Annotated in this window: 10 protein-coding genes, 1 tRNA gene and 2 rRNA genes; 8 read left to right on the top strand and 5 right to left on the bottom strand. The window is 62.5% G+C overall.

Annotated elements, in window-relative coordinates; all coding sequences use genetic code 11:
* Positions 1-94 precede the first annotated feature (94 nt).
* Entirely contained in the window at positions 95-1,495 is a 1,401-nt protein-coding gene (locus tag MU558_RS06120) for an MATE family efflux transporter (RefSeq protein ID WP_246972910.1), read from the bottom strand.
* Between the two features lie 124 nt (positions 1,496-1,619).
* On the opposite strand from MU558_RS06120, the gene lipA reads away from it, so the two are divergent.
* From lipA to lpdA, 5 genes are all read left to right on the top strand, one after another.
* The gene (gene lipA / locus MU558_RS06115; RefSeq protein ID WP_246972906.1) at positions 1,620-2,564 is read left to right on the top strand and encodes a lipoyl synthase; all 945 of its coding nucleotides are present in this window, start codon (positions 1,620-1,622) and stop codon (positions 2,562-2,564) included.
* A 359-nt stretch (positions 2,565-2,923) separates the two neighbouring features.
* Positions 2,924-4,033 carry a pyruvate dehydrogenase (acetyl-transferring) E1 component subunit alpha gene (pdhA, locus tag MU558_RS06110; protein ID WP_246972905.1) on the top strand — a complete coding sequence of 370 codons (1,110 nt, stop codon included), beginning with the start codon at positions 2,924-2,926 and terminating at the stop codon, positions 4,031-4,033.
* 1 nt (position 4,034) lies between these two features.
* Positions 4,035-5,021: an alpha-ketoacid dehydrogenase subunit beta gene (locus MU558_RS06105; RefSeq protein WP_246972904.1), complete on the top strand. Its 987-nt coding sequence runs from the start codon at positions 4,035-4,037 to the stop codon at positions 5,019-5,021.
* 1 nt (position 5,022) lies between these two features.
* Positions 5,023-6,534 (top strand): 2-oxo acid dehydrogenase subunit E2, encoded by a 1,512-nt coding sequence (locus MU558_RS06100; protein ID WP_246972903.1) that lies wholly within the window; start codon positions 5,023-5,025, stop codon positions 6,532-6,534.
* Between the two features lie 2 nt (positions 6,535-6,536).
* Positions 6,537-7,997: a dihydrolipoyl dehydrogenase gene (gene lpdA, locus MU558_RS06095; RefSeq protein WP_246972901.1), complete on the top strand. Its 1,461-nt coding sequence runs from the start codon at positions 6,537-6,539 to the stop codon at positions 7,995-7,997.
* 39 nt (positions 7,998-8,036) lie between these two features.
* On the opposite strand, the gene MU558_RS06090 is transcribed toward lpdA, so the two are convergent.
* From MU558_RS06090 to MU558_RS06075, 4 genes are all read right to left on the bottom strand, one after another.
* A complete protein-coding gene (locus tag MU558_RS06090; protein WP_246972897.1) occupies positions 8,037-8,519 on the bottom strand; it encodes a halocyanin domain-containing protein in 483 nt (160 codons plus the stop codon).
* 269 nt (positions 8,520-8,788) lie between these two features.
* Positions 8,789-9,265, bottom strand: a complete 477-nt coding sequence (locus tag MU558_RS06085; RefSeq protein ID WP_246972894.1) for a halocyanin domain-containing protein — start codon at positions 9,263-9,265, stop codon at positions 8,789-8,791.
* Between the two features lie 195 nt (positions 9,266-9,460).
* On the bottom strand, positions 9,461-9,757 hold the full coding sequence (locus MU558_RS06080; protein WP_246972891.1) for a DUF7521 family protein: 297 nt from the start codon (positions 9,755-9,757) through the stop codon (positions 9,461-9,463).
* Complete coding sequence (locus MU558_RS06075; protein WP_246972890.1) at positions 9,754-10,131, bottom strand: winged helix-turn-helix domain-containing protein; 378 nt, start codon at positions 10,129-10,131, stop codon at positions 9,754-9,756. Before MU558_RS06075 ends, MU558_RS06080 begins: the two co-directional genes overlap by 4 nt.
* 1,018 nt (positions 10,132-11,149) lie before the next feature.
* On the opposite strand from MU558_RS06075, the gene MU558_RS06070 reads away from it, so the two are divergent.
* The 3 genes from MU558_RS06070 to MU558_RS06060 all read left to right on the top strand — a co-directional run bounded on the left by MU558_RS06070 (position 11,150) and on the right by MU558_RS06060 (position 15,954).
* Positions 11,150-12,621 (top strand): 16S ribosomal RNA (locus tag MU558_RS06070).
* 142 nt (positions 12,622-12,763) lie between these two features.
* A tRNA-Ala gene (locus MU558_RS06065) sits at positions 12,764-12,835 on the top strand.
* 204 nt (positions 12,836-13,039) lie between these two features.
* Positions 13,040-15,954 (top strand): 23S ribosomal RNA (locus MU558_RS06060).
* Together the 16S and 23S rRNA genes with 1 tRNA gene alongside form the textbook arrangement of a ribosomal RNA operon.
* The last annotated feature ends 89 nt before the right edge of the window (positions 15,955-16,043 follow it).

Below are 16,043 nucleotides of genomic sequence, written 5' to 3'. Positions count from 1 at the left end.
GCTCACCGTTTCTCACTGGCGTCTGTAAAGCTATCGCGGCAGGTGACGATGCGACGGTCTCGAGACGTCCGTATACGGACCGTGTCCGTCGCTCTCAATCGCTCGCCGCCGCCGTCGCCTCGTCCGCCGCTCGAGCGTTCATGCCGTTCGTCGTCTCGTGCCAGTAGTAGAGGCCGAGTCCGACCGCGGCGGCGACGTTCGAGAGCGTGACAGCCCAGAAGACGCCCGAGGCGCCCATCTCGAGGACGTACACGCCGGCGGCCGCGATCGGCAGGCGGACCACCCAGTACTGCAACAGGCTGGCCACGAGGCTCGTCCGCGTCCGGCGGGCACCGTTGAACCCGCCCTGGAGGAGGTACATCGCGCCGATGGCCCAGTAGCCGTACGCGAGGATCCGCAGGTACTCGACGGTCAACTCGAGTTCGGTCGCGGTCACGTCGGGGACGAAGACGTGGGTCAGCGGCTCCGGGACGATCCACTGGACGACGCCGACGACGGTGAGTGCGCCGCCGGCGATGGCGACGCCGGTCCAGGTGGCCTGTCTCGCGCGGGCGGGCTTTCCAGCACCGAGGTTCTGGCCGACGACGCTCTGTGCGGCCTGCTGGAGCCCGATCGCGGGGATAAACGAGATGCTCGCGACGCGCGCGCCGATCGTGTACGCCGCCAGCCCTGCGTCGCCGCCCGCCACGAGGACGATGGCGACCATCACCACGCGGACCGACTGGCTGACGAGGAACTGACCGGCGTTCGGCCAGCCGACGTTGACGATCTCGAGGACGTCGTCGCGTCGAAACTCCATCACCGTCCGGTCGACGACGAACCCGTCTCGTCCGCGGACTGCCATCGCGACCGCGAGTGCGAGTCCGCCCGCGTAGCCGGTCGCGGTCGCGAGGGCGGCCCCGGCGACGCCGAGGGCGGGGAACGGTCCCCACCCGAAGATGAGCAACGGATCGAGGACGACGTTGAGCCCGACGGCGACGACGTTGATGTATAGCGCCGCCCGGGAGTCGCCCCAGCCGACGAAACTCGCCTCTAAGACGTCGCTCGTCGCGAGGATCGGCATCGCGAGGGCGTAGACGGCGAGATACGCGGCAGCCATCCCCTCCAGGTTCGGGCTCGCGCCGAACAGTCCGACGACGTCCCGTGCGAACAGAGCAGTGACGAGACCGACCACGAGTCCGGCGACGAACCCGAGGACCGTCCCGTTGACCGCGCCGCGCCGACTCGCCTCGAGGTCGTCGCCACCGGCACGCTGGGAGACGACGACCTGCGTCCCGACGCTGGCTCCGACGGCGACGGTCGCGAGCAAGCCGGTGATCGGGAAGTTCAGTCCGACAGCCGCGACGGCGTCGCCGCCGAGTCGCCCGAGCCAGAAGATGTCGACGACCTGCTGGAGTACCTGGACGAGATTCTGGACCAGAAGCGGTGCTGCGAGGACGACTAACGCCTTCGTGAGCGAGCCGTCGGTTATTTCCTCTCGAGATACGTCGAGCATGACCTGTTAGATGATTACCATTGACAATTCATCGCTAATATAAGTTCGTGTCCGTGTACGCCGTGATCGGTCTCCAGTCCGGAGAACCACCACGATTTTTGCACACGCGACCCCAGTAGTGGGTATGAGTCGCTCGCGAAAGCCCGACTGGTTGAAGAGCCGTCCGCCGTCGGGCCGGGAGTTCGCCGGAATCCGGGAGACGCTGCGGGACCACGACCTGCACACCGTCTGTGAGGAGGCAAACTGTCCGAACCTGGGTGAGTGCTGGTCCGGCCGAGGCGGTGAGAGCGGCGGCACCGCGACGTTCATGCTGATGGGCGATCGTTGTTCTCGAGGCTGTAACTTCTGTGACGTCGAGACCGGCGGGATGGAACCGCTCGACCCCGACGAACCGGCGAACGTCGCGAGCGCGATCGCCGAGATCGGGTTAGACTACGTCGTGCTGACGAGCGTCGACCGCGACGACCTCCCGGACCAGGGAGCGGGCCACTTCGCGGAGACGATCCGCGAGATCAAAGCCCTCCACCCCGGCATCCTCGTAGAAGTCTTGATTCCCGACTTCCAGGGCGAACCGCACCTCGTCCGGAAGATCATCGACGCCGAACCGGACGTCATCGCCCACAACGTCGAGACCGTCGAACGACTCCAGTTTCCCGTCCGGGATCGTCGGGCCGGCTACGAACAGAGCCTGCGCGTCCTCGAGCAGGTAGAGCGCGAGTCCGACATCTACACCAAGACCTCGATCATGCTCGGCCACGGCGAGTACGACCACGAGGTCTACCAGACGCTTGCAGACCTGCGCGAGCGCGGCGTCGACGTCGTCACGCTTGGCCAGTACCTCCAGCCCTCCCGGAGCCACCTCGAGGTCAAACGCTACGACCACCCGGACAAATACGAGACGTGGCGTCGGGTCGCCGAGAACGAACTCGGCTTTCTCTACTGTGCGAGCGGACCGATGGTCCGCTCGTCGTACAAGGCCGGCGAGCTGTTTGTCGACGCGGTCTTGCGGGAGGGAAAGACGATCGAAGAGGCGAGAAGCGAAGCTCGCCGCCGGCGAGCCTCGAACTAGCGAAGACGGTAGCACGCCCGTACTGTCTCGTTCGAGAATCCGAACCTCGATCGGACGCCGTTTCTCTCGGACCGAACAGTCTGAACGAGAGCCAGCACTATCACTCGAGCGTGAAACGCATAGGATGAGCGCGCCAGGTCGTCGCCGTCCGGCCATCTCCTTCTTACGACCATAATTACGAATGGTGGAATTAAACAATGTCTTCTCACACTCGTATCGGTGGTTCAAACGTCCAAAATATAGCCCATTGAACCAGAGTTTCGTTGCCCTTTCGCAAGAATAGCATTGATAGTAAGTTATTTACGAAACTCCTATAACGCGAGCGATAGACCATTAGGTATGCGCAGGTGGGTACACCCGTGAGTACGCTACAGCACGACCCCCAGGAACGAGTACAGGTACTCGACGATACCGGTCGCGTCCTGGACGGTGCTGACGTGCCCGATCTCTCCGAGGACGCGATGGTCGAGATGTACGAACAGATGCGTCTGGCCAGGCACTTCGACCAGCGGGCGGTGAGTCTCCAGCGCCAGGGGCGGATGGGGACGTATCCGCCGCTGTCGGGACAGGAAGGTGCCCAGATCGGGAGTGCTCACGCACTCGAGGACGACGACTGGATCTTCCCGAGCTATCGCGAACACGGCGCGGCGCTGGTGCGTGGCATCTCTCTCAAGCGGACGTTACTGTACTGGATGGGTCACGAAGACGGCAACTACGTCCCCAACGGGACGAACATCTTCACCGTCGCAGTCCCCATCGCGACGCAAATTCCTCACGCGACAGGGGCCGCCTGGGCCTCGAAGCTTCGTGGCGAGGAGAAGGCCTTCCTCTGTTACTTCGGCGACGGTGCCACGAGCGAGGGCGACTTCCACGAGGGGCTCAATTTCGCCGGCGTCTTCGATACGCCGAACGTGTTCTTCTGTAACAACAACCAGTGGGCCATCTCGGTTCCCCGAGAACGCCAGACTGCGAGCGATACTCTCGCCCAGAAGGCGACGGCCTACGGCTTCGAGGGCGTCCAGGTCGACGGGATGGACCCACTCGCCGTCTACAAGGTCACTCGTGACGCCGTCGAGAAGGCAAAAAATCCCGACGAGGACGACCGCCGTCCGACCCTCATCGAGGCGGTTCAGTACCGCTTCGGTGCCCACACCACGGCGGACGATCCGTCCGTCTATCGCGACGACGACGAGGTCGAACGGTGGAAACAGAAGGACCCGATCCCCCGCATGGAGACGTTCCTGCGTCACAACGGGATGCTCGACGACGAGCGCGTCGACGCGATCGAGTCGCGCATCGAGACGGCGGTCGCCGACGCCATCGACGCCGCAGAGAGCGTCGAACGACCAGACCCCGAGGAGATCTTCGCCCACGTCTACGAGGGGATGCCCGGTCGACTCCAGGAACAACTCGAGTGGTTCGAATCGATCCGCGAACGACACGGCGACGACGCACTGCTGGAGGACTAACATGGCTGCAGAATCGGAAAACCTCACGCTCGTACAGGCTGTCCGCGACGGATTGCACTCGGAGATGGAACGCGACGACGACGTCCTCGTGATGGGTGAGGACGTCGGCCGAAACGGCGGCGTCTTCCGCGCCACCGAGGGACTCTACGAGGAGTTCGGCGACGATCGCGTGATCGACACGCCGCTTGCCGAATCCGGCATCGTCGGTACCGCGGTCGGCATGGCCGCCTACGGCATGAAGCCGGTCCCGGAGATCCAGTTTCTGGGCTTTATCTACCCCGCGTTCGACCAGATCGTCTCCCACGCGGCGCGCCTTCGCACGCGTTCGCGCGGACGATACACGTGCCAGATGGTCGTCCGCGCCCCCTACGGCGGCGGCATCCGGGCACCCGAACACCACTCCGAGTCGAGCGAGGCGATGTTCGTCCACCAGCCCGGTCTCAAGGTCGTCGTTCCGTCGACGCCCTACGACACCAAGGGCCTCCTGACCAGCGCGATCCGCGATCCGGACCCGGTGCTCTTCCTGGAGCCGAAACTCATCTATCGGGCGTTCCGTGAGGAGGTGCCAAACGAGTCCTACGAGGTCCCGCTTGGCGAGGCCGCCGTTCGCCGCGAGGGATCCGACATCTCCGTGTTCACCTGGGGTGCGATGACCCGACCGACGCTCGAGGCCGCCGACGAACTCGAGGGCGAGATCGACGTCGAGGTCGTCGACCTCCGGACGCTCTCGCCGCTCGACACCGACGCGATCGTCGAATCGTTCACGAAGACCGGCCGCGCGGCGGTCGTCCACGAAGCGCCGAAGACCGGCGGGCTGGCCGGCGAGATCACCGCGACGATCCAGGAGGAGGCATTGCTCTACCAGGAAGCGCCGGTCAAACGCATCACGGGCTTCGACACGCCGTTCCCGCTGTACGCACTCGAAGACTACTACCTGCCCGAACCGGCGCGTATCGTCGACGGCATCCGGGAGGCGATGGAGTTCTAGCATGGTCCGCGAGTTCAAACTGCCCGACGTCGGCGAGGGCGTCGCCGAAGGCGAACTCGTCACGTGGCTCGTCGACGAGGGCGACACAGTCACCGAAGACCAGCCCGTCGCCGAAGTCGAGACCGACAAGGCCCTCGTCGAGGTGCCTGCGCCGGTAAACGGTACCGTGCGGGAACTGCGCGCCGAGGAAGGCGAGATGGTTCCCGTCGGCGACGTGATCATCACGTTCGACGTCGAGGGCGAATCGGCCGACGAAGCCGCCGCCGAAGCCGAGACACAGGAGAGCGAGGCCGAGAGCGTAGCCGAGCCGACGGAGACGGAGGCGGCAGCCGAGGAGGTATCGACGCCCGAGGGGTGCGTCTTCGCTCCGCCTCGAGTGCGACGGCTGGCCCGCGAGGAGGGCGTCGACCTCTCGCAGGTCACAGGAAGCGGTCCCGGCGGTCGCGTGACCGAAGGCGACGTTCGCGCTGCTGCCGAGGGCGGTGCCGACGTCGCCGAGCCGACGGAACCCGAACCGGCGGCCGAGTCCGCGGTCACGGAGTCCGAAACCTCGACGGCCGAGACCGCCGGCACCGAAGCGCCCGCACAGGCAGAATCCGCAGAGCGCGACCGAACGCTCGCCGCGCCTGCGACGCGTCGACTCGCCGAGGAGGAGGGCGTCGACATCGACGCCGTTCCGGCGGCCGAAGAGCGCGACGGAGAGGCGTTCGTCACGCCCGAGGCCGTCCGCGAGTACGCAGACGCCCAGCGTCAGGCCCAGGAAGCAGACGTTGCAGCCATCGAAGCGGGCGAGCCGACCGAACACGAACGGCGCGAGCCGTTCAAAGGCGTTCGACGGACCATCGCCGACGCGATGGTGGAGTCGAAGTACACCGCGCCCCACGTCACCCACCACGACGAGGTCGACGTCACCGCCCTCGTCGAGACGCGCGAGCGACTCAAACCCGTCGCCGAGGAGCAGGGCATCCGGTTGACGTACATGCCCTTTATCGTGAAGGCGGTCGTCGCTGCACTGAAGGAGTTCCCGGAGATGAACGCGGTCATCGACGAGGAGGCAGAGGAGATCGTCTATCGAGACTACTACAACGTCGGCATCGCGACGGCGACCGACGTCGGCCTGATGGTCCCGGTCGTCGACCACGCCGACGGAAAAGGCATGCTACAGCTGTCCTCGGAGATGAACGAACTCGTCCAGAAAGCCCGCGAGCGCACGATCAGCCCCGAGGAGCTGCGCGGGTCGACGTTCACGGTCACGAACATCGGCGGGATCGGCGGCGAGTACGCGACGCCAGTCCTCAACTACCCCGAAGCGGGCATCCTCGCCGTCGGCGAGATCAAACGCAAACCGCGAGTCGTCACCGACGAGGACGGGACCGAGTCGATCGAGCCGCGATCCGTGATGACGCTGTCGCTGTCGTTCGACCACCGGTTGATCGACGGCGCCGTCGGCGCCCGCTTTACGAACAAGGTGATGGAGTACCTCGAAAACCCCGAACTGCTACTACTGGAATAACGATGGTCGTCGGAGACGTCACAACTGGAACGGACGTGCTGGTAATCGGCGCCGGACCCGCAGGCTACGTGGCCGCGATCCGTGCCGGCCAGCTCGACCTGGACGTAACGCTCGTCGAAAAAGACGCCTACGGTGGGACCTGCCTGAATCACGGTTGTATCCCCTCGAAGGCGCTGATCACCGCCACCAACGTCGCACACGAGGCCGGTAACGCCGAAGAGATGGGGATCCACGCCGACCCCGCGGTCGACCTCGCGGGGATGATCGACTGGAAAGACGGCGTCGTCGACCAGCTCACGAGCGGCGTCGAGAAACTCTGCAAGGCAAACGGCGTCAACCTCGTCGAGGGGACCGCTCACTTCGCCGACGAGAACTCCGTCCGGGTCTCCCACGACGGCGACGGCCAGGGGAGCGAATCGATCGAGTTCGAACACGCCATCGTCGCAACGGGATCGCGACCGATCGAGATCCCGAACTTCTCGTACGACGACGAACCCGTCTTGAACTCGAGGGAAGCACTCGCGCTCGAGTCGGTCCCCGACTCGCTCGTCGTCGTCGGAGCGGGCTACATCGGGATGGAACTGGCCGGCGTCTTCGCCAAACTCGGCACCGACGTCACCGTCGTCGAGATGCTCGAGGACGTCTTGCCCGGTTACGAGGCCGACCTCGCCCGCCCGGTCAAACAGCGCGCGAACGAACTCGGCATCGACTTCCACTTCGGGTACACCGCCGCCGAGTGGCACGAGCGCGGCGAGGGAATCCGCGTCGTCGCCGACCCCGCCGAGGAGACCGCGACCGACGGCGGCACGCAGGCCCAGGAGATGGACCGACTCGAGCTAGACGCCGAGAAGGTCCTCGTCGCGGTCGGACGCGCCCCGGTCTCCGATACCCTCGCGCTCGAGGAAGCGGGCGTCGAGACCGACGAACGCGGCTTCATTCCGACGGACGACCGTGCGCGCACGAACGTCGAGCACATCTACGCCGTCGGCGACGTCGCCGGCGAACCGATGCTCGCTCACAAGGGGATGGCGGAGGGACAGGTCGCCGCGGAGGTGATCGCCGGCGAGCCGTCGGCGATCGACTACCAGGCGATGCCCGCGGCCGTCTTCACCGAACCCGAGATCGGGACCGTCGGGATGACCGAATCCGAGGCCGCCGAGGAGGGCTTCGAGCCGGTCGTCGGGACGTTCCCCTTCCGCGCCAGCGGCCGCGCGCTGACGACCGGCCACGCCGACGGCTTCGTCAAGATCGTCGCCGACGAAGCCGCGGGCTTTGTCCTCGGGGCCCAGATCGTCGGCCCCGAAGCCTCCGAGTTGATCGCCGAACTCGGGCTCGCGATCGAACTCGGGGCGACACTCGAGGACGTCGCCGCGACGATCCACACGCACCCGACGCTCTCCGAATCGGTGATGGAAGCCGCCGAGAACGCACTCGGACACGCGATCCACACGCTCAACCGGTAGCTGGGCGCTCGCTGCTCACGATCTCCGTCGAGTGGCGAATCAGACGACGTCGACAGCTCCTTTCATTCCGACTGCTTCGTGCGGGCGACAGAAGTAGGTGCAGACGCCGGTCTCCTCGAACGTGTACTTGAACGTCTCTCCCGCACGACGGTGGTTGTCGCTCTCGAACCGCTCGTCGGTCGCGACGACGTCGTGCGGGCCACCTTCGCCGGTCCACTCCCAGACGACAGTCGTCCCTTCGTCGACCCTGATCGCTGCGGGGCTGTACTGGTAGCCGTAGTTGCCAGTGCCGACACTGACCGTCACCTCGTCTCTGCCAGTCCAGTCGACCGTTCCGGTGTAACTTTCCGTCTCGTCAAGCCATCCGTTGTAGTCGGCCTCGTCGTCGACGTATTCCCAGCTTTCGTCTTCCTCGACGCCGTTTGCCTTGTGGCTCAAACAGCCGGCGACCGCGACGGGGATCGTTACTGCACCTGTCAGTTTTAGAAGCGTCCGTCGCGTCACTCCGTCGTTCGTGGCCATATCTCGTTTCGTAGGTAATTATCCTCGTGGTATACTCCCTCCGATTTCCTCCCGTTCGATTTCGACCCGTCGCTACCCTGCGGTGACTGCCCAGGGCCCAGCACCGTCACTCGAGCAGCCGAACCCGTCAAGTCGGCGTCGACCCAGACGCGCCCATAACCGTTGCACCTGGGCCCAGTGATCGTCGATCAATGTCGGTTGAACGTCAGCACCGACGCAACCGGACGACGGTTCGCGGTTGCGTCGGGCAACAGTTCCAACCGCCAGTATCAGACGACGTCGACGGCCCCTTTCATTCCGCGATGCTGGTGTGGTCGACAGAAGTAGGTGTAGATGCCGGCTTTTTCGAACGTATACTCGAACGTCTTTCCCTCCTCGATCTCCATCGGACTCTCGAACGTGCCGTCGGTGTCGACGACGTTGTGACCGCCGCCCTTGCCGGTCCACTCCCAGACGACGGTCGTTCCCGCGTCGATCCTGATCGCTGCGGGGCCAAACCCCATCCACTCGCTGCCGACGCCGACGAGGACCGTCACCTCGTCTCTGCCAGTCCAGTCGACCGTTCCCTCGTGGCTGACCGCATCGGAGAGCCAGCCGTCGTAATCGGGCTCTTCGGCGACGAACTCCTCGCCCTCGAATACGTCGTACTCGTCGCCGCCGCTGCCCATACAACCCGAAAGCGACGCCACGCCGATTCCACTCGCCAGTTTCAACGCCGACCGTCTCGTTACGTGCCTCGCGGTCATTCCCTACTGTATCGTTCGCTCCCGTCCTTTTATCTCTCTTACCTCCTCCCGGCTGCCGGGAACCGGCAGAACATAAATATCGTATTCGGTCGGTTCTCCGTACCACGAACACCCTCTCGCCGCTTGCAGCCACTCGAGACCTGCCGTCGTGGCCACACGACGAGCGGACCCGACGTCCCACCCTCCACGCGACCGTTACTGGGCGTACAGCGAGTACGCGATGATTCCGAATCCGATCAGCACCAGCAAACTCTCGATCAAGACGCCCGCCTCGAGCGAGACGTTGAGGATCTCGTATACCAGTCCAGCGAGCACGAATCCGAGCGTCACGATGCCAAACCCCGCCGCCAGATAGCCGAGCGCCCGCTGGCGAGTCCGACGATACGCCTTGAACGAGAAGTAGGTGATGATCCCGCCAACGACGAGAACGAGCGTCTTTACGATAGCCAGTGCGACTGCGACTTCAATTCCTGATGCGTGGTACAGATTCATGTCTCCTTTCGAACCTCCGACCACATCTCCGCCAGTCGTTCGTCGGCCGTCCGTGCAGGACGTTCGATCTTCACCGCGAGTGATCGATCGTCGTCGAGAAAGATCGTCACCTCGTCGAACGCGACCGAATACTTGCTCGCGTGGTGTCCGTCACGTCTGATCTCGGTCGACTCCTCGAGCAGTGTCGACTCCGTCAACAGCTCGAGCTTTCGGTACAGCGTCGACTGCGGGATATCACAATGTGACGTGAGTTCCGCGGCAGTCATTGGCTCGTCGAGATTCCGGATGATCTCTCGACAGTCGGGATCGTCGAGTGCGGAGCAGATCTCCTCCGCCGACGGCGCCGACTCCGAAGCGATCGGGTCCCGGACCATTCGTGCAGACGTTGTAACGCACCTGATTTAGACGCATCGATGGCGAGATTTCGGCCGTACGTCGATTTCTCGGGTCGTCACCGGTTTCTGACCATCTCGACGGCCCCGTTTCTCCGGGCGACTCGAGACACCCGGCCGAACGCCTCAAGCTCCCCTGTTGGGCACGACCACGACCCACCGCCCTCGATTCGATCCATCCGAACACAATGCTTTCATGCGCGTGCGCGCCTAACCTGAAAATGCGCGGGTATCATCCGATCCGACCACATCTTCGAGGACGGGATGACCGATCGACCTCCGCCCGCGCGATATCACCTTTCTCGAGATACTTCGCTGCCCGTTGTTCGTGTCGTCGAACTGGTTGGCTGATGGAATACAACCCCATGGTAGGCGGTTCCGATGGCGATTTCGTTCGACGGCCTTATGTATCGACCCTCTCCTCGAAACTAATGCGAACGACGTGGCCCACGCCGCCACGTTCCCTCCGGCCGTTTCCCGGCACGGAGGTAGGCACTGCATCCCGTACCCTCGACGTCAGTCGTCGGCTGGTTCCGACGCCGTTACGTGCTCGAGGGCGTTCGGATCAGAACGCGACTGGGCCGGTCCTTCCGGCTCTTCGATACGCTGCCCTTATATACTCTGGGCGCGTGTCCAATAGTACGCGAAAGCCCTCGCCGGATGCGGTTTCCGGCAGGGAATCGATCCGATGCCCTTAAGTGTACGAGGGCACTCGGATGTAAACGCAACGAACGCGTGATCGACGGGGCGTTCAACTCGCTCCGTCATCTTGGACGTCCGCTCCGAAGGGGTTAAGTACTCCTCGGGGCTTACGAATACGTCCGAAGGAAATGAGGATCTCACCCCTGCGGTCCGCCGTACAGATGGGATCTGATGTTAGCCTCGACAGTTCGGTGACGCCCGATCGGTCTCTCGATCTGGAGTCGCCGAACGTGGACCCATAGTGTGAGTGTGTACCTACATTCACCGCCAAACCTCCCTGGCTCCGCCAGGGAATAGCATTCCGGTTGATCCTGCCGGAGGTCATTGCTATTGGAGTCCGATTTAGCCATGCTAGTCGTACGAGTTCAGACTCGTGGCGAATAGCTCAGTAACACGTGGTCAAACTACCCTGTCGAGCGGGACACCCTCGGGAAACTGAGGCTAATCCCGCATACGGCTCGCTGCCTGGAGTGGCGCGAGCTCGAAACGCCCCGGCGCGACAGGATGTGACTGCGGCCGATTAGGTAGACGGTGGGGTAACGGCCCACCGTGCCAATAATCGGTACGGGTTGTGAGAGCAAGAGCCCGGAGACGGTATCTGAGACAAGATACCGGGCCCTACGGGGCGCAGCAGGCGCGAAACCTTTACACTGCACGCCAGTGCGATAAGGGGACTCCCAGTGCGAGGGCATATCGTCCTCGCTTTTGTGTACCGTAGGGAGGTACACGAATAAGGGCTGGGCAAGACCGGTGCCAGCCGCCGCGGTAATACCGGCAGCCCAAGTGATGACCGCTATTATTGGGCCTAAAGCGTCCGTAGCCGGCCACGCAAGTCCGTCGGGAAATCCGCACGCCTAACGTGCGGGCGTCCGGCGGAAACTGCCTGGCTTGGGACCGGAAGACCAGAGGGGTACGTCCGGGGTAGGAGTGAAATCCCGTAATCCTGGACGGACCACCGGTGGCGAAAGCGCCTCTGGAAGACGGATCCGACGGTGAGGGACGAAAGCTCGGGTCACGAACCGGATTAGATACCCGGGTAGTCCGAGCCGTAAACGATGTCTGCTAGGTGTGACACTGGCTACGAGCCAGTGTTGTGCCGTAGGGAAGCCGTGAAGCAGACCGCCTGGGAAGTACGTCCGCAAGGATGAAACTTAAAGGAATTGGCGGGGGAGCACTACAACCGGAGGAGCCTGCGGTTTAATTGGACTCAACGCCGGACATCTCACCAGCACCGACAGTAGCCGTGAAGATCAGTGTGATGAGCTTATTGGAGCTACTGAGAGGAGGTGCATGGCCGCCGTCAGCTCGTACCGTGAGGCGTCCTGTTAAGTCAGGCAACGAGCGAGACCCACACTCCTAATTGCCAGCATGACCCACGTGGTTGATGGGTACATTAGGAGGACTGCCAGTGCCAAACTGGAGGAAGGAATGGGCAACGGTAGGTCAGTATGCCCCGAATGTGCTGGGCGACACGCGGGCTACAATGGTCGAGACAGTGGGATGCTACGCCGAAAGGCGACGCTAATCTCCGAAACTCGATCGTAGTTCGGATTGAGGGCTGAAACTCGCCCTCATGAAGCTGGATTCGGTAGTAATCGCGCCTCAGAAGGGCGCGGTGAATACGTCCCTGCTCCTTGCACACACCGCCCGTCAAAGCACCCGAGTGAGGTCCGGATGAGGCCCCGATTCCGGGGTCGAATCTGGGCTTCGCAAGGGGGCTTAAGTCGTAACAAGGTAGCCGTAGGGGAATCTGCGGCTGGATCACCTCCACAGACCGAGACCACCCCGACGGGGTGGCTCAACTTCGCGGTCCACGTTCGGTCACCACTCCAGCGAGTGGCCGACCGGGCACCTTTGAACTGTCGAGGCTAACACTTGCTCCTCGTCGGGCCCCGATCGGCTCGACGAGGGTGGGCCCATAGCTCAGTGGTAGAGTGCCTCCTTTGCAAGGAGGATGCCCAGGGTTCGAATCCCTGTGGGTCCATCTCTCGGAGGAAATCTCGGATCGTATCCCTTAAGTGGGAGACGGCCCGACGATTGAATCCGAACGAAACCGATGCACCAGTCCGTGTAAACGTGGCTGGGAAGGGTCAATGCACGCCAGCCGTCTACTGGTGTTGCAGATGAGACCGTGTGTACGTGTAGTCCAGGCGTCCACTGGACCCGTTCCCGGGTCACTTTGATCCGACGAACGTGGCTACTGTGCCAACTGGTGGATCGCTCGGCTTGAGAGCCGATGACGGACGTGCCAAGCTGCGATAAGCCCAAGGGACCCGCACGGAGGGGAAGAACTTGGGATCTCCGAATGGGAATCCCCACCGCAATTGCTTCGCGCAATGGGGAACGCCGGGAATTGAAACATCTCAGTACCGGCAGGAAAAGAAAGCAACCGCGATGTCGTTAGTAAGGGCGACTGAACGCGACGCAGTCCAAACCGAAGCCTTCGGGCAATGTGGTGTTCGGACTGACTCTCACTCTCCGAAAGGCGACACGAAGTCTCCTGGAACGGAGCACGAAACAGGGTGACAGTCCCGTACTGTCGTTGAGTAAGAGACGCGTCAGCTCCAGAGTAGCGGGGGTTGGATATCCCTCGTGAATCTCGCGGGCATCGACCGCGAAGACTAAACACTCCTCAAGACCGATAGCGAACAAGTAGCGTGAGCGAACGCTGAAAACCACCCCCAACAGGGAGGTGAAATAGTGCGTGAACTCAGTTGGCGATAGAGCGACAGGGCATACAAGGTCCTGTACAAAACGACCCACCCGCGAGGGTGCAGTAGGAAGTACAGGAAGCCGATGTTCTGTCGTACGTTTTGAAAAACGAACCAGGGAGTGTGCCTGATTGGCAAGTCTAACCCGAGTATCGGGGAAGGCGCAGGGAAACCGACAGGGCCGCAGCACTTTGTGCGAGGGCCGCCGTGTTCAAGCGCGGGGAGTCAATCGGGCACAACCCGAAACCGGATGATCTAGGCGTGGGCAGGGTGAAGCGTGGCGAAAGCCACGTGGAGGCCCGATAGCGTTGGTGTCCTACAATACCCTCGCGTGACCTACGTCTAGGGGTGAAAGGCCCATCGAATCCGGACACAGCTGGTTCCAACCGAAACATGTCGAAGCATGACCTCTGCCGAGGTAGTCCGTGGGGTAGAGCGACGGATTGGGAGCCCTCACTCCGAGAGGAGTGAGCCTCCCTGTCCAACTCCGAACCTACGGACGCCGTTTGACGCAGGGAGTCCGGTATGCGGGGTAAGCCTGTGACCGTGACGAGTGGCCCTGGGTTAAGGTCCCCAAGTGTGGACTAAGTGCGATCGAAGGTGGTCCCGAGCCCTAGACAGCCGGGAGGTGAGCTTAGAAGCAGCTACCCTCTAAGAAAAGCGTAACAGCTTACCGGCCGAGGTTCGGGGCGCCGAAAATGATCGGGGCTCAAGTCCACCACCGAGACCTGGCGGCATCCGTCAAAGGATGATCCCGTAGGTTGGCGTTCTGTTCGGGCGGAAGCACGGAAGAGATTTCGTGTGGACCGTGCAGTAACGAAAATCCTGGTCATAGTAGCAGCGTGAGTCGGGTGAGAACCCCGACGGCCGAACGAGTAAGGGTTCCTCAGCAATGCTAATCAGCTGAGGGTTAGCCGGTCCTAAGTCTCACCGCAACTCGAATGAGACAACAGGGAAATAGGTTAATATTCCTATGCCAGTGTGCATCCAAAGCCGACGCTTTGGGGCCGCCTGAGCCGGGCTATCGCCCGGTCGAACAGTCGAAGTTCGTGGAAGCCGTAATGGCACGAAGCGACCGAATGGCTGGATAGCGCAAGTCAGGTCAACCTAGAGCCCGTGAAAAGGCGAGCACACTGTCCGTACCGAGATCCGACACAGGTACTCGTGGCGGCGAAAGCCAAGGTCTGTCGGGAATAACCGACGTTAGGGAATTCGGCAAGTTAGTCCCGTACGTTCGCAATAAGGGATGCCTGCCCCGGAAAGGGGCAGGTCGCAGTGACTCGGGCGCTCCGACTGTCTAGTAACAACATAGGTGACCGCAAATCCGCAAGGACTCGTACGGTCACTGAATCCTGCCCAGTGCAGGTATCTGAACACCCCGTACAAGGGGACGAAGGACCTGTTAACGGCGGGGGTAACTATGACCCTCTTAAGGTAGCGTAGTACCTTGCCGCTTCAGTAGCGGCTTGCATGAATGGATCAACGAGAGCGCCACTGTCCCAACGTTGGGCCCGGTGAACTGTACATTCCAGTGCGGAGTCTGGAGACCCCCAAGGGGAAGCGAAGACCCTATAGAGCTTTACTGCAGGCTGTCACTGAGACGTGGTCGCCATTGTGCAGCATAGGTAGGAGCCACTACACAGGTACCCGCGCTAGCGGGCCACCGAGGCAACATTGAAATACTACCCGATGGTGACTGCGACTCTCACTCCTGGCGGAGGACACTGGTAGCCGGGCAGTTTGACTGGGGCGGTACGCGCTTGAAAAGATATCGAGCGCGCCCCAAGGTTTCCTCACCCGGGTCGGAGACCCGGGAAAGAGCGCAAGAGCATACGGAAGCCTGACAGTGTCCGGCACAACGACGGACGCTGACGCGAAAGCGTGGTCTAGCGAACCAATTAGGCTGCTTGATGCGGCCAATTGCTGACAGAAAAGCTACCTTAGGGATAACAGAGTCGTCACCCGCAAGAGCACATATCGACCGGGTGGCTTGCTACCTCGATGTCGGTTCCCTCCATCCTGCCCGTGCGAGCGGGAAGCGGCAAGGGTGAGGTTGTTCGCCTATTAAAGGAGGTCGTGAGCTGGGTTTAGACCGTCGTGAGACAGGTCGGCTGCTATCTATTGGGGGTGTTATGGTTCCTGACGGGAACGTTCGTATAGTACGAGAGGAACTACGAATGGGTGCCACTCGTGTACCGGTTGTTCGAGAGAGCACGTGCCGGGCAGCGACGCACCACGGGGTAAGAGCTGAACGCATCTAAGCTCGAAACCCACCTGGAAACGAGGAACCACCGAGACCACTCGTAGAAGACGAGTTCGATAGACTCGGGGTGTACGCGCCAAGGCAACGAGGCGTTGAGCCCGCGAGCACTAACAGGTCGAGCCACCATTCATTTCGCATGGATCACAGGACCCGCGAACGGGTCCAGGCGCTAACTGGACTACACATACACACGGTTTTCCCACCGATCCTGGCCAGGT

It is taken from the genome of Natribaculum luteum (assembly GCF_023008545.1).
Classification (GTDB): domain Archaea; phylum Halobacteriota; class Halobacteria; order Halobacteriales; family Natrialbaceae; genus Natribaculum; species Natribaculum luteum.
Note: the sequence above shows the minus strand (reverse complement) of the source record. Positions and strands in the feature narration are given on the sequence as shown.